The following is a 19486-nucleotide window of genomic DNA, read 5'->3' as shown; positions in this document are numbered from 1 at the left end:
AGTCTTCAGCTCAGGCTTCATCGGGTTCGGGGCCCCGTACGCAGCAGAACTCCGGGATCGTCGTTCGGCCTCAGCCTGCCGGGCTCACCTCGCCGATCGCGGTGTCCAGGATGGACAGGCCGAGGGAGAGCTCTTCCTCGGTGGCGGTCAGCGGTGGCGCGATGCGGAACACCCCTCCCATGCCGGGGAGTTGCACGATGTTCATGTGCAGACCGAGTTCGAGACAGCGGTGGGTCACCCGGGCCCCCAGTTCATCCGGGCTCTGCTTCGTCTCGCGATCGGTGACCAACTCCAGGCCCACGAGCAGGCCGCGCCCCCGGACGTCTCCGACGACATGGTGGCGGGACGCTATCTCATCCAGCCCCCTGCGCAGGAATCCCCCGAGGTCCCGGGCGCGCTCGTCGAGGCTGTTCGAGGCGAGGACGTCGAGGACGGTCAGCCCCACGGCGGCCGGCAGCGGGTCGGACACATGGGTGGTGAAGAACAGGAAACCGCGGTCGTGCGCCTCCTGCTCGATCTCGGCGCTGGTGATCACCGCGGCGAGAGGCAGACCCGCGCCCAGTGTCTTGGAAACCGTCAGGATGTCCGGGACGACACCGTCCCGCTCGAAGGCGTACCAGGTCCCGGTGCGGCACAAGCCGGTCTGGGCTTCGTCGAGGATCAGCAGCATCCCGCGCTCACGGCACTTCTCCTTGAGCGCCGCCAGATAGCCGGGCGGAAGGTCGATGACGCCGCCGGAGCTGAGGATGGGTTCCACGAGACAGGCGGCCAGGCTGCCGGTGGACTGGGCATCGATGAGGTCGAAGGCGAAGTCCAGCTGACGGCGCCAGTCGAGGCCGCCGTCGGCGGTGGTGAAGTCGGGACGGTAGGCGTTGGGGACGGGGATGGCGAAGTTGCCGGGCGCCGAGGGCCCGTAGCCCTTTCGGCCCGCGCTGTAGGTGGCGGACGCGGCGGCTTGGGTCATGCCGTGCCAGGACCGGGCGAACGAGACGATCTCGTGCTTGCCCGTGACCAGCTTGGCCATGCGGATCGCCGCCTCGTTCGACTCCGCGCCCGTCGTCAGCAACAGCGCCTTCTCCAGTGGAGCAGGCAGGGTTCCGGCCAGCCGCCGCGCCAGGTCCACGACCGGGCGGCTCAGCATTCCGCTGTACAGGTGATCGAGGGTGGCCACCTGCCGCTGCACCGTTTCCACGATCGCCGGATGGGAGTGCCCGAGGATCGCGCTCATCTGCCCCGAGGTGAAGTCGAGGATCTTCCGGCCTTCCGCGCTGTAGACGAAGCTCCCCGAGGCTCGTTCGATGAGCTCACGGGTGAAGCCTCCTCCGTATCGGACCAGATGTCGGTCGGCGTGCGCCCAGAACGTACGGGCGTCGGATGCGGTGGCGGGCGTCGTGGAAGCCATGCAAGCGACGGTAGAGCGGTCGCGAGCGCCCCGTCCATCACACATTTCCGGCGGTACTGTTCGGCAGAGCCGCACAATAGGGTGGTGACGTGATGAACCCCTGGAGGCTCCGGCTGCTCACTCAGCTGGACACCCTCGGCACCGTCCGGGCCGTGGCCCAAGCGGCCAGCCTGAGCCCGTCCAGCGTGTCCCAGCAGCTCTCCGTGCTGGAAACCGAGACCCGCACCCAGCTGTTCGAACGCACCGGCCGCCGGGTCCGGCTGACCTCGGCCGGAGTGATCCTGGCACAGCGGGCGAGGGCGATCCTGGACCATATGGACAGCGTGGAGACGGAGCTGCGCGGTTTCGCGGACGAGCCTTCCGGCCTCGTGCGTCTGGGCGCCTTCCAGAGCGCCGTGCACACCATGGCCCTGCCCGCAGCGCGACGGCTCGCACCTCGCCACCCCCACCTCCAGATCGAGCTCCTGGAGCTGGAGCCGCACCAGAGCGTCCCGGCCCTGCGCGTCGGTGACGCCGACCTCGTCATCACCACCACCGACTTCGGTGAACAGCCGCTCGGCCCCGATCTGGACCTCGTCCCCCTCGATGAGGACCCGGTCCTGCTGGTGCTTCCGCCCCACCATCCGGCGGCCGGGCGAGGGCCGGTGGATCTCGCGACCTTGGCCGACGAACCGTGGGCCTTCGACATCCCGCATTCCTACATGGCCAACCTGGCGACACGGCTGTGCCGGCAGGCACGTTTCGAGCCCCGGGTCGTGGGCCGGTTCAGCAACTACACGCTGACCCTGCAACATGTCGAGGCAGGACTCGCGGTCGCGCTGCTGCCCGCGCTCGCCGCACACACATCCCGGTACCAGGTGGCCACCAGAGAACTCACCACCCCCGTCTCCCGCACCATCACGGCGGCACTCCGACGCGGCACACCGCCCCGCGCGGCGGTACGTGCGGTGCTGGACGAACTACGCCCGGCACCCCGGACTGCGTCGACCACCCTCGGGTGAGCCCTCCGGACCTGCCTGGCTCCGGCCCGCGCCGGCCGCGAACGTCTGCCTTGCCGCCGGGCGTCACCGACGTCATCGTTCTCCTCCGGCGTCCGCTGTACGTCCTGCCCGTTTTCGTCGCCGGGTTCTCCCTCGTTCCGGTCCTGAGCCGGTTCGCTCCCCGTGACCTGCTGATGGCCCCCGACTACCCTCGTATGGAGTTCATCGGCGGATTCGTGCCGCCTGCGCCGAGGCCGGTGGGCGCATTCCTCGCCGCTTTCCTCCTCCTTCTCGACGTCGCCGGAATGCCCGCCGTCACGTACGCGGTGGAGTCACGGCGCTCGGCGTACACGACGTGAACCCCGAAGCCGACCCCGGAGGGCGGCCGAAGACGACCGGTTAGGCTCGGACGCATGGAGAGCCTGCGCATCATCGACACCTGGCCGGTCACGACGGCGGCGGCCGCCGTCGTACGAGCGGACGGCACGGTCCTCGGCACGCACGGGCCGACCGACCACCGCTTCCCCCTCGCCTCGGTCACCAAGCCGCTCGCGGCCTACGCGGCGCTGGTGGCGTACGAGGAGGGGGCCGTCGAGCTGGACGAACCGGCCGGGCCCGAGGGCTCCACGGTGCGCCACCTCCTCGCCCACACCAGCGGCCTCGCCTTCGACGAGCACCGGGTGACGGCCCCGCCCGGCAACCGCCGCCTGTACTCCAACGCGGGCTTCGAGGTGCTGGGCGACCACATCGCGAAGGCGTCCGGCATCCCGTTCGCGGAGTACCTGCGCCAGGCGGTCCTGGAGCCGCTGGCCATGACGTCCACGACCCTGGACGGCTCCCCGGCACGCGACGGCGTCTCCACGGTCGCCGACCTGGTCCGCTTCGCCGCCGAGGTCCAGGCCCCGCGCCTGCTCGACCCGCGTACGGTCCTGGAGGCCCAGAGCGTCGTGCACCCGGGCCTCAAGGGCGTCCTGCCGGGTTACGGCCACCAGAGCCCGAACGACTGGGGCCTCGGCTTCGAGATCCGCGACTCCAAGTCCCCGCACTGGACGGGGAACACATCCTCCCCCGCCACCTTCGGGCACTTCGGCCAGTCGGGCACGTTCCTGTGGATCGACCCGGTGGCGGGCGTCGCCTGCGTCGCGCTGACCGACCGCGCCTTCGGCCCGTGGGCGGCGGAGGCCTGGACCCCGTTCACGGACGCGGTCCTGGCCGAGCTGACCTGAACCGGCTGCCGCCCAGCTCGGGCGGCGTCAGGCACTCGAACCAGACGGTCTTCCCGCCGCCGTCCCACCGCTTGACGACGCCCCACTCGTCGGTGACGGCGTTGACCAGGACGAGCCCCCGGCCCCCGTCGTCCAGCGGATCGCCCGTGACGGCGAGCGGCACGGCGGGGCTACTGTCCGCGACTTCGACACGAACACCCTCGCCGCGCGGCAGCCGGAAGATGAAGGTCTGGCCGCGCCGGTCGGGCACGTGCTGCACGACGTTGGCGATCAGCTCGGTGAGCGCCAGCTCGGCCGCGTCGGCGAGGAACGGCAGCTCCCAGGTCTTGAGGTAGAGGCGCAGGACGCGGCGCAAATGCTGGGCCGAGTGCTCGCCCAGGGCGAAGTCGGCGCGGTAGACGGGCTCCCCGGGATTCCTCCGGGGGACAACTACGTGATTCATGTCACCAGGCTGCGGTGCGGTGGCTACGCTCGGCTACGTACGGAAACGAACGCCGCGAGGCGTTGCACCCCGGAGGTCCGCGCCGTGGCCAACATCCAGACCCTCGATCCCGACGCCTCCCCGCTCGCCTACTACGGCTCGGAGTTACGCCGTCAGCGTGAGGCCCAGGGGCTGACGCAGCCGCAGTTGGGCACGATCATCTTCTGCACGGGCTCGCTGATCGGCCAGATCGAGACGACGAAGAAGATCCCCACCCGCGATTTCTCGGAGCGGGTGGACGCGGCACTGGGCACGGACGGGGTCTTCTCCCGGCTGGTCGGCCTGGTCCTGCGAAGCCAACTGCCCACGTGGTTCCAGCCGTACGCGGACATGGAGGCGAAGGCGACGTACATCTCCACGTACCAGGCACAGGTGGTCTACGGGCTATTGCAGACAGAGGAGTACGCGCGGGCGGTCCTGGCCACCGGCATGCCGGACGACCTGGAGGGTCTGCTCGCCGCCCGGATGGAGCGCCAGCGGATCCTGGAGAGGGCGAAGCCGCCGCTGGCGTGGGCGATCCTGGACGAGGCGGTGCTGTACCGGCCGATCGGCGGCCACGAGGTGATGCGGGCCCAACTCCAGAAGCTGTTGGACTACGCGGCGCACCGCTGGATGCGGATCCAGGTGCTGCCGTTCGAGGCGGGCGAACACGCGAGCTTGGCTGGCTCGTTCACCGGAATGCGCTTCGACGATGACCCGGACATCGTCTACACCGAGGACCTCATCTCCGGCCATATGACGGCCAACCCCGAGACGGTCAGGGAGGCGTCACTCCGATACGCTCACCTCCAGGCCACCGCACTCTCCGTCGAGGAATCGGTGGCGCGGATCAGCCGCGTGATGAAGGAGCGTTATGGAGCACGGCCCTGACCTGGCGAACGCGGACTGGCGCAAGTCGAGCTACAGCGGGAACACCGGCGGCGAGTGCGTCGAGTGCACGGTCATCGACGGCGCGGCCTGGCGGGCCTCCTCGTACAGCGGCAGCACCGGCGGCGACTGCGTCGAGGTCGCCGCCAACCCCGCCTGCGGCTCCGTCCCCGTCCGCGACAGCAAGAACCCGACCGGCCCCGCGATCGTCCTCGGGGCCGGCGCCTGGCAGGCGTTCGTGGACGGGCTGCGCTGACGCAGGCACATACATCCAGTGAGGCGTCGGCCGAGGCCACCAGGCACCGCCGCCTTGACAGGCTCCTTGACGGGAACGCTGACCGTAGGAACGCCAGGGGCCACGGGACCGGTCGCAGGGGGGCGAGGAAGCTCGTGGTACGAGAGTGCTGGTTCTGCGGGAACGTCACACCGGCGGCGTGGCATGACCGCGTCCTGGGGTTGCACCAGGGCGTCGAGACCGCCATGACTCCGTGGATCGTCGTTCTGCGCACCACGTGGCGCCAAGAAGTCGTCCATGTGCCGCGCTGCGCGCGCTGCCACACCGGCCATCAGATCGAGCAGACCGCGGCCGGGGTCTCCCTGGCCGTGCTCATCGCCTACGCGGCCAGCGGCCAACTCGACCACCTCCTCGGCATCTTGCCGACTTCCACGGGAGAACGGATCGTCGCAGGGGTCTGGGCTGCCGTCGCCTGCCTGCCCGGGCTCGGCTGGATCGCCATGAGGCAGGGTTGGCTGCCATGGCAGCGCCTGGCACCCCGCCGCCTGAGCTACGCCCGCCACCACCCGGAGTTCCTCCGGCACCGGGACGAGGGCTGGAAGCCCCGGCCGGGGCCCTTCCCCTACTGGGCCAACCCGCCGAGCCCCCATCGCCCTCCGCCGCTGGGCAGGTTCCGGCGATGGGTGGGGCGCGCCATCGATCTGGTCGGAGCGGCCTGCGTCATCGCCATTCCCATCACCTACTTCCAGGGCTACGAAGAACTGGCCGGAGTTCTCATCGTGGCGACGGCAGGTGTGTTCTTCCTCTCCTCGAAGATCAAGCTTGAGAAGTGAAGGCGACCGGCGTGGAGTCTCCACGAGACGCGAGTCGCTGACGAGGCGGTCCCCCTCGCCGACTGACGACCGGCGCCGCGCCCGGGTACCGGGGCGCTGCTAGATTCGTCCGCCATGCGATCACGAGAGTACGACCTCGAATTCCGGGAGCAGGCCGCCCGCATACGCAACTGGGGGACGGGCCTGTTGATCCTGGCGGGCCTGCTCTGGAGTTGGTGCGCCGTTCTGCTGCTGACCGACTACGAGGTCGAAACGCGCGTCGGCAGCACGAAGGAGTGCGAGGCGCGGCTGTTCACGGAGAGCGGCACCGCCAACGAGGGCGTGTGGGCCCAGGATTACTGCGCGGACGAACGCGACTGGCCCGAGGCGCTGGCCGTGCTGGGGCTCTCCATCCCCGTGGCGCTCGTGGGAACCGCGCTGGTCACGACCGGCAGTGTGAGCCGGCGGATGAGCGGGCACGCCCAGGCGATGCGTGAGCTGGACCGGCTCGCGGAAAGGCGTGAGAAGGAGTCCCAGGGGTGACCGCAGGCCCCGGGAAGCCTCCGGGAATTCGGTCGCGCCCCGCGAGGCGAGCCGTTAACTTCCCTCCGGACACCGAAGATTGACCAAGGCGTCACGACGAGGGAGCAGCGGATGAGCGGCCAGGGTCCGCGGACCGACCGACTGAGCATTCTGATCGAGCAGTTCGACCAGGCACGGGAGATGGCCGAGGTCCGGCTGCGGGGGCTCGGGGACGAGGAGTACCTCTGGGAGCCCGCGCCCGGCAGCTGGTCGATCCGGCGCCGGGAGGAGGCGGTGACGCCCCGGGCGTACGGTCCCGGCGCCTGGGTGCTCGACAAGGGGGCGCCAGAGATTCCGGCGAGCGAGTACGCGGAGGTCGCGCGGCAGGCGGCGGACGGAATGTCCGTCGCGAAGATCGCCGAGGACTGGAGCGTGAGCGTGGAGCGGGTCGAGGAGGTCCTGGCGTTCACCGGTGAGCCGGAGCCCGACGTCGTACCGATCACCACCATCGCGTGGCGGCTCGGGCATCTGCACTCCGACTTCGCGGGCCGCTGGGAGTGGACCTTCGGCGAACGGCGGCAGGACCCGCACCTCCTGGTCGACTTCACGCCGTCCGCCTCGCTCGCGCTGGAGCGGTTCTGGGCGACGCTCGACCGCCACCGCACGAGCATGGCCACCCTCACCGAGGAGCAGCTCGACACGGTCGGCCTCTCGCAGTACCCGTACGGCTCCGACCCCGACGACGCCTACGTCAGCACGCTGGCCAACGCCAACCTGGAGCTCATCCACCACATGGCCGAGATCGCCCTGCTGCGTGACCTGTGGCGGGCCCGCCGGGCCGGGTGACGTACCGCCGGGCGGGCAGGCCGCAGCATGGCCCCCTGCCCCGCCGAGGCCGACGCGCCGGGCCCGCAGCGCCGTGCGACTCCTCAGGAGCACTCGATCGCCTCCGGGCAGGGCTGAACTGCCTGCCGTGCGTCTGATGGCCCTCTCACCTCTGCGGTATGCGCACGGCACGGTGAGGCTGGGGTACGCCGGTGGCCGACGGCACCCAACTCCTGCGGCGCCCCCGCCCAGGGGCCCCCGCCACCGGTGTGAGGAGCACACTGTGGCGAAGGCGTATCTGGTGGGCAGCGGGGTCGCATCGCTGTCGGCGGCGGCGTTCCTGATCCGGGACGGCGGATTCGCGGGCTCGGACATCGTGATCCTGGAGGAGCAGGACCGCAAGGGCGGCAGCCTGGACGCAGCGGGGTCGCCGGAGGCCGGCTACACCATGCGGGGTGGCCGCATGTTCGAGATCCACTTCGCGTGCACCTACGACCTGCTGGGCTCGATCCCGTCCCTGGACGACCCCTCGAAGTCGGTCACCGAGGACACGTTCGCCTTCCACGAGGACTTCGCCTGGGACGACCACGCCCGCCTCGTCGACGCCGGCGGCAAGGTGGTGCCCTCGCACTCGATGGGCTTCTCCGAGCGCGACCGCCTGGAGCTGATCACGTGCTCCGCGACGCCGGAGAGCCGGCTGGACGGAAAACGGATCACCGACTGCTTCAGCCCGGAGTTCTTCACCACGAACTTCTGGTGGATGTGGTGCACCACCTTCGCGTTCGAGCCGTGGCACAGCGCCATCGAGTTCCGCCGCTACCTGAACCGGTTCATCCACCTGTTCAAGACGTTCGACTCGATGTCAGGGATCTACCGGACTCGGTTCAACCAGTACGACTCGATCGTGCGACCTCTCGTGGCCTGGCTGAGCGGCCAGGGCGTGACCATCCAGCTCGACACCAAGGTCACCGACCTCGCCCTCGCCGAAGCGGACACCCTCACCGTGGAGTCGATCAGCTGGAACCGCGCCGGCCGGGCGGAGACCGTACCGGTGGGCGAGGACGACCTGGTCATGGTCACCAACGGCTCCATGACCGCGAGCTCCACGCTCGGCTCCACCGACACCGCCGCCACCCTGGACACCTCCGACTCCTCCGGAGCCTGGCACCTGTGGCAGACCCTCTCCGACAAGCACCCGGGTCTGGGGAATCCGCGGGTCTTCAACTCCTCCGTCAGCGACTCCACGTGGGAATCCTTCACCGTCACCACGAAAGACCCCACGTTCTTCGAACTGATGGAGAAATTCGCCGGCAGCGAGGCCGGCAAAGGCGGCCTGATCACTTTCAAGGACTCGTCCTGGCTGCTGACCATCGTGCTCAACCACCAGCCTCACTTCCGCGAGCAGCCCGAGGACACCTTCGTGTGGTGGGGCTACGCCCTCTTCCCCGACAAGGAAGGCGACTTCGTGCGCAAGCCGATGCGCGCGTGCACCGGCCGCGAGATCCTCCAAGAGGTCATGGGGCACCTGCGCTTCGAAGAAGGCCCGCAGATCGTCGAGCACTCGACGGTCATCCCCGCCCTCATGCCCTACATCACCAGCCAGTTCCTGGTCCGCAAGGCAGGCGACCGCCCCCAGGTCGTTCCGGACAGCTCCACCAACCTCGCCTTCATCGGCCAGTACGCCGAAGTCCCCGACGACGTCGTCTTCACCGTCGAATACTCGGTCCGCACCGCCTGGACCGCCGTCGCACAGCTCCTGAAACTCGACAAGCAGCCCCCGCCCGTCTACAGGGGCCAGCACAACCCCAAGGTCCTGGTCGAGGCACTCGCGACCATGCACCGGCGCTGAACCCGCACCAAGCGGGGCCGCGTGATCAAAGATCACGCGGGGATCGGAGCTCAGCCCGCCAGCTCCCACACCAGCAGCTCCGCCGGCCCCGCCACCGCGACCGCCGCCAGGCCCTCCGCGCCGGTGATCCGGGCGGCGTCGCCGGGGCCCAGCTCCTCACCGTCCAGGGCGACCCGGCCCCGTACCACGTGGACGTACAGGCGCACCGCGTCCGGGACGGCCGTGCGTTCGTCCTCGGTCAGGCGGCGGACATGGAGCATCGCGCCCGCGCCGGGCAGGGCGTACGGGGTGGAGTCGGCGATGCCGGGGACGAGCGTGTACGAGGGTTCGCCGCCGGGCTCCAGGGGGGCCAGCCACATCTGGAGGAACGTCAACGGGTCGGTGCCGTCGTTGCGTTCGACGTGGCGGACCCCGGAGGCGGCGCTCAGGTGGGCCACGTCCCCGGCCCGGACGACGGTGGAGTGGCCGGCCGAATCGCGGTGGGTCAGCTCGCCCTCGACGACCCAGGTGACGATCTCCGTATGGCTGTGCGGGTGCTCCTCGAACCCGGCGCCGGGGGCGAGGCGTTCCTCGTTGCAGGCCAGGATCGGGCCGAAGCGGAGGTTGTCCGGGTCGTAGAAGGGGCCGAAGGAGAGGGCGTGCCGGGTGTCGATCCCGGCGGCCTCGTCGCCGCCCCGGTAGCGGTCATCGGACCGGTGCACGGATATCACCCGGCCACGGTAACCGGGGCCTCCCCGAGCTGTTCCGCTACCCGCCGGTACGGATCCGGTGACGGCAGCCCGGCAGCCCCGCCCGGTATTTCGCTACCCGCCGGTACGGGGCACCGTCGCCCCGCCCCACCGATCCACCGGCCCGATAAGGCAGTCTTGTCCTCGTGCCCCGACCCGATCCTGAGCAGCCCCCCGCCCACGACGCCCACCTGCACGCCGCGACCCTGAAACGGCTGGAGCAGTCCTCCGGCCGGCTGGCCGCGAACGCGATTGCCCGCATGGACGAATCGCTGCCGTGGTACCGGGCGATGCCGCCGGAGAACCGGTCCTGGATCGGCCTGGTCGCCCAGGCCGGTATCGCCGCGTTCACCGAGTGGTTCCGGCATCCCGAGACCCCGCAGGCGATCTCGACCGATGTGTTCGGCACCGCGCCGCGCGAACTGACCCGGGCCATCACCCTGCGGCAGACCGTGGAGATGGTGCGTACCACGATCGAGGTCATGGAGGCCGCGATCGAGGAGGTGGCCGCCCCCGGCGACGAGTCGCTGCTGCGGGAGGCGCTGCTCGTCTACGCGCGCGAGATCGCCTTCGCCACCGCCCAGGTCTACGCCCAGGCCGCCGAGGCCCGGGGCGCCTGGGACGCCCGGCTGGAGTCGCTCGTGGTGAACGCGGTGCTCTCCGGCGAGGCCGACGAAGGGGCCGTGTCCCGGGCCGCCGCGCTCGGCTGGAACTCCCCCGAGCACGTCTGCGTCATCCTCGGCACCGCGCCCGACGGGGACAGCGAGCTGACCGTGGAGGCGATCCGGCGCGCCGCCCGGCACGCCAAGCTCCAGGTCCTCACGGGGGTCCTGGGCAACCGGCTCGTCGTCATCGCGGGCGGCAGCGACAATCCGCTCCAGGTCGCGAAGGGCCTGATCGGGCCGTACGCGGCCGGGCCGGTCGTCGCCGGGCCCGTCGTCCCCGACCTGCTGGCCGCCACCCGGTCCGCGCAGGCGGCGGCGGCCGGACTGAAGGCGTGCTCGGCGTGGCAGGACGCGCCGCGCCCGGTCCTGGCGGACGATCTCCTCCCGGAGCGCGCGATGGCCGGAGACCCGGCCGCGCGGGACCAGTTGGTGGAGGAGATCTACAGACCGCTGGAGGAGGCCGGTTCGGCTCTCCTGGAAACGCTGAGTGTCTACCTGGAGCAGGCGAGCAGTCTCGAAGGCGCCGCCCGGATGCTTTTCGTGCACCCCAACACCGTGCGCTACCGGCTGCGACGTGTGACCGACGTCACCGGATGGTCACCCTCCGATGTGCGTTCCGCGTTCACGCTGCGGATCGCCCTGATCCTGGGGCGCTTGGCCGCAGCGGATCCTCAGTCCTAGACTTTTGTTGGACTTCAACAATTCCCCCGACGGTTCTTCGTCCCTGTCCCCACGGGCGTGCGGAGCCGTCCACAAGAGAGAGTGTGAGGGTGCTCGTACTCGTCGCTCCCGGCCAAGGCGCTCAGACGCCCGGCTTCCTGACTCCCTGGCTCGACCTCCCCGGTGCCGCCGACCGCATCGCGGCCTGGTCCGACGCCATCGGGCTCGACCTTGCCCACTACGGCACGAAGGCCGACGCGGACGAGATCCGCGACACGGCCGTGGCCCAGCCGCTCCTGGTGGCCGCCGGACTGCTCTCGGCGACCGCCCTGGACGCCGCGTCCCCCGACGTCGTCGCGGGCCACAGCGTCGGTGAGATCACCGCCGCCACGCTCGCCGGTGTCATCGAGGACGAGGCCGCCCTGCGCTTCGTCCGTACCCGCGGGCTCGGCATGGCCGAAGCCGCCGCCGTCACCGAGACCGGGATGGCGGCCCTCCTCGGCGGCGACCCCGCCGTCACGGTCCCGCACCTGGAGAAGCTCGGCCTGACCCCGGCCAACGTCAACGGCGGCGGCCAGATCGTCGCCGCCGGCACCGCCGCCCAGCTCGCCGCCCTGGAGGCCGACAAGCCCGAGGGCGTACGCCGGGTCGTCGCGCTGAAGGTGGCCGGCGCGTTCCACACGCACCACATGGCCCCGGCCGTGGAGAAGCTGCGCGCCGCGGTCGGCGACCTCACGGTCTCGGACCCGACCGTGCGCTACGTTTCCAACGCCGACGGCCACACCGTGGCCACCGGCACCGAGGTCATCGCCCGGCTGGTCGGGCAGGTCGCCAACCCGGTCCGCTGGGACCTGTGCATGGAGACCTTCCAGTCCCTGGGCGTCACCGCACTCGTCGAGCTGAGCCCCGGCGGCACGCTGACCGGGCTCGCCAAGCGCGCGCTGCCCGGCGTGCAGACACTCGCCCTCAAGACCCCCGACGACCTCGACGCGGCCCGCGCGCTCATGTCCGAGCACGCAGGCGTCTAAGGAGCGAGCATGTCGAAGATCAAGCCCAGCAAGGGCGCCCCGTACGCACGGATCCTCGGGGTCGGCGGCTACCGCCCGACCCGGGTCGTGCCGAACGAGGTGATCCTCGAAACGATCGACTCCTCCGACGAGTGGATCCGCTCCCGCTCCGGCATCGTCACCCGCCACTGGGCCTCCGAGGAGGAGACCGTGGCCATGATGTCGATCGAGGCGTCCGGCAAGGCCATCGCCGACGCGGGCATCGACCCCGAGCAGATCGGCGCGGTCGTCGTCTCGACCGTCTCGCACTTCAAGCAGACCCCGGCCGTCGCCACCGAGATCGCGCACAAGATCGGTTCGGGCAAGCCCGCCGCCTTCGACATCTCGGCCGGCTGCGCGGGCTTCGGCTACGGCCTCACCCTCGCCAAGGGCATGGTCGTCGAGGGCTCGGCGGAGTACGTCCTCGTCATCGGCGTGGAGCGGCTCAGCGACCTCACCGACCTGGAGGACCGCGCGACCGCCTTCCTGTTCGGCGACGGCGCGGGCGCGGTCGTCGTCGGTCCCTCCCAGGAGCCGGCCATCGGCCCGACCGTGTGGGGCTCCGAGGGCGACAAGTCCGAGACCATCAAGCAGACGGTCGGCTGGAACGAGTTCCGCCTCGGCGACGTCTCGCAGCTGCCGCTCGACTCGAAGGGCGAGGTCAAGTTCCCCGCCATCACGCAGGAGGGCCAGGCGGTGTTCCGCTGGGCCGTCTTCGAGATGGCGAAGGTCGCCCAGCAGGCGCTGGACGCGGCCGGGATCTCCCCGGAAGACCTGGACGTCTTCATCCCGCACCAGGCCAACATGCGGATCATCGACTCGATGGTGAAGACCCTCAAGCTGCCGGAGCACGTCACGGTCGCCCGTGACATCGAGTCCACCGGCAACACGTCCGCCGCCTCGATCCCGCTCGCCATGGAGCGGCTCCTGGCGACCGGTCAGGCGAAGAGCGGCGACACCGCGCTCGTCATCGGCTTCGGGGCGGGTCTCGTCTACGCCGCGACGGTCGTTACCCTCCCCTAGGCACACCGGACCTTTTGGTCCGTAGCTACGAACACCGAAGAAACCCACCGAAGGAGCGCCAAGATGGCCGCCACGCAGGAAGAGATCGTCACCGGTCTCGCCGAGATCGTCAACGAGATCGCCGGTATCCCGGTCGAGGACGTCCAGCTGGACAAGTCCTTCACCGACGACCTGGACGTCGACTCGCTGTCCATGGTCGAGGTCGTCGTCGCCGCCGAGGAGCGCTTCGACGTCAAGATCCCCGACGAGGACGTCAAGAACCTCAAGACGGTCGGCGACGCCGCCGACTACATCCTGAAGCACCAGGGCTGACCCCAGCCCGGCTGTGTCGCCACCCGGCGGTGGCGCCGCTGATTCACGACCCTCTACACGTGGAGAAGATTTTCCAGTGAACTCGACCAATCGCACCGTGGTCGTCACCGGTATCGGCGCAACCACTCCGCTGGGTGGCGACTCCGCATCGACCTGGGAAGGTCTGATGGCCGGCCGGTCCGGCGTCAAGCCTCTCGAAGGCGAGCGCTTCGCCGAACTGCCCGTCCGGATCGCCGCCCTCGCGGCCGTCGACCCGGCCGACGTCCTTCCCCGCCCGCTCGCCCGCAAGCTGGACCGCTCGGCGCAGTTCGCGCTGATCGCGGCCCGTGAGGCCTGGGCGGACGCGGGCTTCACCGCCAAGGCCGGCGAGGACGAGGCCGTCGCGCCCGAGCGCCTCGGCTCGGTCATCGCCTCCGGCATCGGCGGCGTGATCACCCTGCTCGACCAGTACGACGTGCTGAAGGAGAAGGGCGTACGCCGCGTCTCCCCGCACACCGTGCCCATGCTCATGCCCAACGGCCCGGCGGCCAACGTCGGCCTGGAGGTCAACGCCCAGGCCGGTGTCCACACGCCCGTCTCCGCCTGCGCGTCCGGCGCGGAGGCGATCGGGTACGCCGTCGAGATGATCCGTACCGGCCGGGCCGACGTCGTCGTCGCCGGTGGCACCGAGGCGGCGATCCACCCGCTGCCGATCGCGGCGTTCGCCAACATGATGGCGATGTCCAAGAACAACGACGAGCCCGAGAAGGCCTCGCGCCCGTACGACACCGGCCGGGACGGGTTCGTCCTCGGCGAGGGTGCGGGCGTCGTCATCCTGGAGTCCGCCGAGCACGCCGCCGCGCGTGGCGCGAAGGTCTACTGCGAGGTGCTGGGCCAGGGTCTGTCGGCCGACGCCCACCACATCGCGCAGCCCGAGCCGACCGGGCGGGGCATCGCCGCCGCGATGCAGAACCTGCTGGACTCCAGCGACCTCAAGCCGTCCGAGGTGGTCCACCTCAACGCGCACGCCACGTCGACGCCGCAGGGTGACCTCGCGGAGATCAAGGCGTTGCGCAAGGTGCTGGGCGACGACCTCGACCATGTCGCGATCTCCGCGACGAAGTCGATGACGGGGCACCTGCTGGGTGGCGCGGGCGGCATCGAGACGGTGGCCACCGTCCTGGCGCTGCACCACCGGATCGCTCCGCCGACCATCAACGTCGATGACCTCGACGAGGCCATCGAGGCGGACATCGTGCGGGGTGAGCCCCGGGTGCTGCCCGAGGGGCCGATCGCGGCGATCAACAACTCGTTCGGGTTCGGTGGGCACAACGTGGTGCTGGCGTTCCGGTCCGTCTGAAGCTCTACGCAGTGAAGCCCGCTTCCCGGTGTTCGGGAGGCGGGCTTCATCGTTCTTCGGGGCTCTGCCCCGGACCCCGCTCCTCAATCGCCGGAGGGGCTTGATTTTGCGCCTCGGTCACCGCGGGGTGAAGAACAGCAGGAGGAGCTTGATGTGCCCCCGGTCACCGCTGGGTGAGGGACGCCTGACGGGCTTGAGCGGGCTACACCACCTGGTGCAGCCAGCGCACCGGCGCGCCCTCGCCCGCGTGGCGGAAGGACTCCAGCTCGTCGTCCCACGGCTTGCCGAGGAGGGAGGCGATCTCGGCCTCCAGGTCGCTCTCGCCGCGCACGGAGCGGGCCAGCGCGGCCCGTAGCCGGTCCTCGGGGATCAGGATGTCGCCGTGCATGCCGGTGACGGCGTGGAAGATGCCGAGGCCGGGGGTGGAGCTGTAGCGCTCGCCCTCGGCGGTGGGGCACGGCTCGGCGGTCACCTCGAAGCGCAGCAGGTCCCAGCCGCGCAGGGCGGAGGCGAGCTGCGAGGCGGTGCCGGCGCGGCCCTTCCAGGAGAATTCGGACCGCCAGGTGCCGGGCGCGGCCGGCTGTCTGATCCAGTCCAGCTGGACCCGCACACCGAGGACGCCCGCCACTGCCCACTCGACATGTGGGCACAGCGCGCGCGGTGCGGAGTGAACGTACAGGACTCCACGTGTCGTCACCGGAACCTCCCGTGTGGGACGAGGTACGCCTTTCCCAGCGGCCTCGCGTCCGTACCGCCTCTTTCCGGCCAGAGCCCGAGGTTGTCATCAGTAAACAGCATCGGGAGTTAATCTCCAGAAAAGGGACAGTATGTGACGTGACGTAATGTACCGGAGCCGTCCGTGTGCGCGGGCGGGCGGGACGCCACTGGTTCGACGGGGAAAAGCTACCGTGCGCCGGGGCCGCCCGTGTGACGTACCGTCGGTCTCAGGCCCCTGATTCGCCGGGTTTCACCCGGCAGGGCGCGCACGGCCCCGACCTGGGGATCGTGTGCTTGCCGGGGGCATGTCCAGAGGCATACGCCAAGGGTTGACCGGAGGGGATCCGACTGATGCCGGAGCGTGTGACACGCCCACGGATGCGTACCGCTGCCGCCGCGCTGACGGCGCTCTCGTCTCTCGGCGTCGCCGCGCTGGCCGGATGCTCCGGCGGCGGCTCGGAGAGCGGCGTGTCGCGGAACGCGCCGGACGCCTCGCGCAGCGCGTCGCCGTCCCCCTCCCCCACCCCGGACTGGAACCCGCGGCCCGGGTCGATCGCCGCGGTCGGGGACTCGATCACCCGGGGGTTCGACGCGTGCTCGGTGCTGGCCGACTGCCCCGAGGTGTCGTGGGCGACCGGCACGGACGGCGCGGTGCGCAGTCTCGCGGTCCGGCTGCTCGGCCCGTCGAAGGCGGCGGACCGCAGTTGGAACCACGCGGTGTCGGGATCCCGGATGGTGCAGTTGCCCGAGCAGATGGCGCTGGCGGCGAAGGAGCGGCCGGAGCTGGTGACGGTGATGACGGGCGCGAACGACGCGTGCCGGGACTCGGTGCGGCTGATGACGCCGGTGGCGGACTTCCGGGCGTCGTTCGAGGCGTCGATGCGGCAGCTGCGGGCCGGGGCGCCGAAGGCTCAGGTGTACGTCTCCAGCGTGCCGGACCTGAAGCGGCTCTGGTCGACGGGGCGGGTGAACGAGCTGGGCAAGAAGATCTGGGACCTCGGGATCTGCCAGTCGATGCTGGCCGACGCGGACGACCTGGGGCCCGCCGCCGTGGCCCGGCGGGACGCGGTGCAGGACCGGGTGGTGGCGTACAACGAGGTGCTGCGGGACGTGTGCGCGAAGGATCGTTACTGCCGCTACGACGGCGGGGCCGTGTACGACTTCCGTTTCACCGGGGCGCAGCTCAGCCCGTGGGACTGGTTCCACCCGAGCCGGGACGGCCAGGCCCGGCTGGCGGAGATCGCCTACCGCAACATCACGGCCGCCGAGCCGTCCGCGTAGGGTCGGTGGGCATGACCACAGGCAGGACCGCAGGCACGGTGACGTACACGGAGGACTTCGGCGTCCTCGCGGACGGGTCGCCCGTCCACCGGTGGACGCTGGAGCGGGACGGGGTCCGCGTGCGGATCCTGACGTACGGCGCGACCGTGCAGTCGGTGGAGGCGCCGGGGCGGAACGGCTCCCGGGCTCCGGTGGCGCTGGGACTGCCGGAGGTCGGGGGGTACGAGGAGTTCCCCGGCCCCTACTTCGGCGCGGTGGTCGGGCGGTACGCGAACCGGATCGGGGGCGCTGCCTTCGTCCTGGACGGGCGCACGCACCGGCTGACGGCCAACGAGGGCGGCAACCATCTGCACGGCGGGGTCAGGGGCTTCGACAAGCGGGTGTGGGACGCGGTGGCGGTGCCGGGCGGGGTGCGGATGTCCCTGGTCTCGGCGGACGGAGACGAGGGGTATCCGGGGCGGCTCGACTTCTCGGTGACGTACACCCTGGGGCCGGGCGGGGCGCTGTCGCTCGATCACCGGGCGGAGACCGACGCGCCGACCGTGCTGAACCCGACCAGCCATCTGTACTGGAACCTGGCGGGCGCGGACAGCGGGAGCGCGCTGGGGCAGCAACTGCGGATCGCGGCGGGGCACTTCACGCCGGTGGACGCGGCGTCGGTGCCGACCGGTGAGGTGACGCCGGTGGCCGGGACGCGGTTCGACTTCCGGGAGAGGCGGGCGGTGGGCGCGGGGTACGACCAGAACTTCGTGCTGGAAGAGGGGGCCCGGGGCGTGGACGCCGTCGCCGCCGAGCTGTACGACGCCTGGTCCGGGCGGGTGCTGACCGTACGGACCACCGAGCCGGGGCTCCAGCTGTACACGGCCGACCACTTCGACGGGCGGCCGTACGGGCCGTGCGCCGGGATCGCCCTGGAGACCCAGCACTTCCCGGACTCACCGAACCGGCCGGAGTTCCCGTCGACGGTCCTCCGGCCGGGCGAGGTGTTCGTCTCGCACACCGCGTACGCGTTCTCGGTGCGCTGAGACGCTCCTGCTTCGGGGCTCCGCTCAGCGGGCCAGGCCCAGGGTGACGCCGAGGCCGACCAGGACCGAGCCGATCGAGCGGTTCAGGGCCTTCTGGCGGCGCAGCATGGCGCCGCGCAGCCTGGAGTGCGAGAAGAAGAGGGCGACCAGGGCGAACCAGCCGAGGTGGGCGGCCGACATGAACAGGCCATACCCCGCCTGCTGCCACAGGGCGGTCTCCGGGCCGACGACCTGGGTGAAGGTCGCGACGACGAACAGGGTCGTCTTCGGGTTGAGCGCGTTGGTCAGGAAGCCGCTGCGCAGCGCCCCGAGCGGGGAGAGTCCCGGCCGGTCCGACAGGTCGACGTCGAGGTCGGCGCGGGCCAGAAAGGTGCGCACCCCGATGTAGATCAGGTAGGCGGCGCCCGCCAGCTTGACCGCGGTGAACAGGGCGGTGGACGAGGCGATGAGCAGTCCTACGCCGAGCATCGTGTACGTGACGTGGACCAGGACGCCCGCGGCGACCCCGGCGGCCGCGAGGACGCCGGTGGTGCGCCCGTACAGGTAGCTGTTGCGGACGACCATGGCGAAGTCGGCTCCCGGGGAGACGACCGCGAGGACGGTGATGGCGGCGACCGCCAGCAGCTCGGTCACGCCGACCACGCCCGGGGGGCCGGAGTGTCACCGCTGTCGGCGGTTCCGGGGCCGGGGCCCGGGTCCGCCGCCGCGTCCGGGTCGACCAGGTCGCGGGCGAGCAGGGTGGCCCCGGCGACGGCTCCCGGCATCAGGAACACCGCGACGAACGGGATCAGGAAGGCGAGGACCAGCGGCACGCCGAAGCCGAGCGCCAGCATCCGACGGCCGCGGAGCAGGACCAGGCGGTCCTTGAGGACCATGCCCCGGCGCTGGAGGGCGACGGCGGTCAGTTCCTCGGCCAGGAAGTAGCCGGAGACGCAGAAGCCGATCGCGGGCACCACGGTCTGGCCGACGACCGGGATGAAGCCGCAGGCGAAGAGGATGATCCCGTACAGGGCGACGCGCAGCAGGATGCGCAGGGAGTCGCGGGCGGAGATCCACAGCTCCCGCCAGAGCGGCAGTCCGGACTCGGGGACCTCGCCGCCCTCGCTGCGGTCGACCTCCTCGGAGAGCGACTCGTAGAAGGGCTGGCCGACCAGGAGGGTCACGGCGGTGAAGGTGATGACCGCGAGGAACAGGCCGAAGACGAAGACGAGCGCGGTCAGCCCGGTGCGCAGCAGTCCCTGCCAGGGCGAGGACCAGTCGTCGGCGAACGGGGTCGCCCAGCCGACGAAGTCGTCGGCTCCGTAGCCGAGTCCGATCAGCGCACCGGCGTAGACGACGAGGGTGACGAGTCCGGGCAGCAGCCCGAATCCGAACCATCGCCCGTGCTGGGCAACCCAGCGTTGCCCCTTCATCAAGTAGCCGAAGCCCGCCCCGAGATCACTCATGGGCGTCAGCGTACTGGCGTGGGGAAAGGCACGAGGACCGCACCCC

Annotated in this window: 22 protein-coding genes; 16 read left to right on the top strand and 6 right to left on the bottom strand. The window is 70.8% G+C overall.

Annotation, left to right across the window (positions count from 1 at the left end):
- Positions 1-70 precede the first annotated feature (70 nt).
- Complete coding sequence (locus ACFWM7_RS08680) at positions 71-1402, bottom strand: aspartate aminotransferase family protein (protein WP_383256806.1); 1332 nt, start codon at positions 1400-1402, stop codon at positions 71-73.
- A 92-nt stretch (positions 1403-1494) separates the two neighbouring features.
- Between ACFWM7_RS08680 and ACFWM7_RS08675 the strand changes: the two genes are divergently transcribed.
- From ACFWM7_RS08675 to ACFWM7_RS08665, 3 genes are read left to right on the top strand one after another with little or no spacing between them, the layout of a single operon-like run.
- Positions 1495-2403, top strand: coding sequence for a LysR family transcriptional regulator (locus tag ACFWM7_RS08675; RefSeq protein WP_383256854.1), 909 nt, complete (start codon positions 1495-1497; stop codon positions 2401-2403).
- A 50-nt stretch (positions 2404-2453) separates the two neighbouring features.
- Positions 2454-2741: a hypothetical protein gene (locus ACFWM7_RS08670; protein WP_383256803.1), complete on the top strand. Its 288-nt coding sequence runs from the start codon at positions 2454-2456 to the stop codon at positions 2739-2741.
- A 54-nt stretch (positions 2742-2795) separates the two neighbouring features.
- Positions 2796-3608 carry a serine hydrolase domain-containing protein gene (locus tag ACFWM7_RS08665; protein WP_383256800.1) on the top strand — a complete coding sequence of 271 codons (813 nt, stop codon included), beginning with the start codon at positions 2796-2798 and terminating at the stop codon, positions 3606-3608.
- On the opposite strand, the gene ACFWM7_RS08660 is transcribed toward ACFWM7_RS08665, so the two are convergent.
- A complete protein-coding gene (locus tag ACFWM7_RS08660) occupies positions 3577-4050 on the bottom strand; it encodes an ATP-binding protein (RefSeq protein ID WP_383256797.1) in 474 nt (157 codons plus the stop codon). The genes ACFWM7_RS08665 and ACFWM7_RS08660 overlap by 32 nt on opposite strands.
- 84 nt (positions 4051-4134) lie before the next feature.
- Between ACFWM7_RS08660 and ACFWM7_RS08655 the strand changes: the two genes are divergently transcribed.
- The 6 genes from ACFWM7_RS08655 (at position 4135) to ACFWM7_RS08630 (ending at position 9199) form a co-directional block, all read left to right on the top strand.
- The gene (locus ACFWM7_RS08655; protein WP_383256792.1) at positions 4135-4959 is read left to right on the top strand and encodes a Scr1 family TA system antitoxin-like transcriptional regulator; all 825 of its coding nucleotides are present in this window, start codon (positions 4135-4137) and stop codon (positions 4957-4959) included.
- Positions 4943-5212 carry a DUF397 domain-containing protein gene (locus tag ACFWM7_RS08650; protein ID WP_383256790.1) on the top strand — a complete coding sequence of 90 codons (270 nt, stop codon included), beginning with the start codon at positions 4943-4945 and terminating at the stop codon, positions 5210-5212. Before ACFWM7_RS08655 ends, ACFWM7_RS08650 begins: the two co-directional genes overlap by 17 nt.
- 224 nt (positions 5213-5436) lie before the next feature.
- The gene (locus tag ACFWM7_RS08645) at positions 5437-6024 is read left to right on the top strand and encodes a hypothetical protein (protein ID WP_383256787.1); all 588 of its coding nucleotides are present in this window, start codon (positions 5437-5439) and stop codon (positions 6022-6024) included.
- Positions 6025-6138: 114 nt separating this feature from the next.
- Positions 6139-6546 (top strand): hypothetical protein, encoded by a 408-nt coding sequence (locus tag ACFWM7_RS08640; protein ID WP_383256784.1) that lies wholly within the window; start codon positions 6139-6141, stop codon positions 6544-6546.
- Between the two features lie 111 nt (positions 6547-6657).
- Positions 6658-7371 (top strand): DinB family protein, encoded by a 714-nt coding sequence (locus ACFWM7_RS08635; RefSeq protein ID WP_383256782.1) that lies wholly within the window; start codon positions 6658-6660, stop codon positions 7369-7371.
- Between the two features lie 262 nt (positions 7372-7633).
- Positions 7634-9199: an oleate hydratase gene (locus ACFWM7_RS08630; RefSeq protein WP_383256780.1), complete on the top strand. Its 1566-nt coding sequence runs from the start codon at positions 7634-7636 to the stop codon at positions 9197-9199.
- Between the two features lie 50 nt (positions 9200-9249).
- Here the strand turns inward: ACFWM7_RS08630 and ACFWM7_RS08625 are convergent, their stop codons facing one another.
- Entirely contained in the window at positions 9250-9909 is a 660-nt protein-coding gene (locus ACFWM7_RS08625; protein WP_383256778.1) for a pirin family protein, read from the bottom strand.
- A gap of 164 nt (positions 9910-10073) precedes the next feature.
- Between ACFWM7_RS08625 and ACFWM7_RS08620 the strand changes: the two genes are divergently transcribed.
- From ACFWM7_RS08620 to fabF, 5 genes are all read left to right on the top strand, one after another.
- Entirely contained in the window at positions 10074-11273 is a 1200-nt protein-coding gene (locus ACFWM7_RS08620; RefSeq protein ID WP_010064382.1) for a CdaR family transcriptional regulator, read from the top strand.
- A gap of 89 nt (positions 11274-11362) precedes the next feature.
- Positions 11363-12280, top strand: coding sequence for an ACP S-malonyltransferase (locus ACFWM7_RS08615; protein ID WP_383256774.1), 918 nt, complete (start codon positions 11363-11365; stop codon positions 12278-12280).
- A gap of 9 nt (positions 12281-12289) precedes the next feature.
- Positions 12290-13321, top strand: a complete 1032-nt coding sequence (locus ACFWM7_RS08610) for a ketoacyl-ACP synthase III (RefSeq protein WP_383256772.1) — start codon at positions 12290-12292, stop codon at positions 13319-13321.
- A 63-nt stretch (positions 13322-13384) separates the two neighbouring features.
- A complete protein-coding gene (locus ACFWM7_RS08605; RefSeq protein WP_014045780.1) occupies positions 13385-13633 on the top strand; it encodes an acyl carrier protein in 249 nt (82 codons plus the stop codon).
- A gap of 76 nt (positions 13634-13709) precedes the next feature.
- Positions 13710-14972, top strand: coding sequence for a beta-ketoacyl-ACP synthase II (gene fabF / locus ACFWM7_RS08600; protein ID WP_383256769.1), 1263 nt, complete (start codon positions 13710-13712; stop codon positions 14970-14972).
- A gap of 202 nt (positions 14973-15174) precedes the next feature.
- Here the strand turns inward: fabF and ACFWM7_RS08595 are convergent, their stop codons facing one another.
- Positions 15175-15669: a DUF3145 domain-containing protein gene (locus ACFWM7_RS08595; RefSeq protein WP_003969374.1), complete on the bottom strand. Its 495-nt coding sequence runs from the start codon at positions 15667-15669 to the stop codon at positions 15175-15177.
- A 398-nt stretch (positions 15670-16067) separates the two neighbouring features.
- Here ACFWM7_RS08595 and ACFWM7_RS08590 point away from each other — a divergent pair, with 398 nt between their 5' ends.
- Entirely contained in the window at positions 16068-16970 is a 903-nt protein-coding gene (locus tag ACFWM7_RS08590; protein ID WP_383256766.1) for an SGNH/GDSL hydrolase family protein, read from the top strand.
- Positions 16971-16981: 11 nt separating this feature from the next.
- A complete protein-coding gene (locus tag ACFWM7_RS08585; protein ID WP_383256760.1) occupies positions 16982-17995 on the top strand; it encodes an aldose epimerase family protein in 1014 nt (337 codons plus the stop codon).
- 24 nt (positions 17996-18019) lie between these two features.
- Here ACFWM7_RS08585 and ACFWM7_RS08580 read toward each other — a convergent pair whose 3' ends face one another.
- Positions 18020-18628, bottom strand: coding sequence for a LysE family translocator (locus ACFWM7_RS08580; RefSeq protein WP_383256757.1), 609 nt, complete (start codon positions 18626-18628; stop codon positions 18020-18022).
- Complete coding sequence (locus ACFWM7_RS08575) at positions 18625-19440, bottom strand: EI24 domain-containing protein (protein ID WP_383256753.1); 816 nt, start codon at positions 19438-19440, stop codon at positions 18625-18627. The genes ACFWM7_RS08580 and ACFWM7_RS08575 overlap by 4 nt, the downstream gene beginning before the upstream one ends.
- Positions 19441-19486 lie beyond the last annotated feature (46 nt).

The sequence above is a fragment of the Streptomyces sp. NPDC058375 genome (genome assembly GCF_042723425.1).
GTDB lineage: Bacteria > Actinomycetota > Actinomycetes > Streptomycetales > Streptomycetaceae > Streptomyces > Streptomyces durocortorensis.
This window is presented reverse-complemented; position numbering and strand designations above follow the sequence as displayed.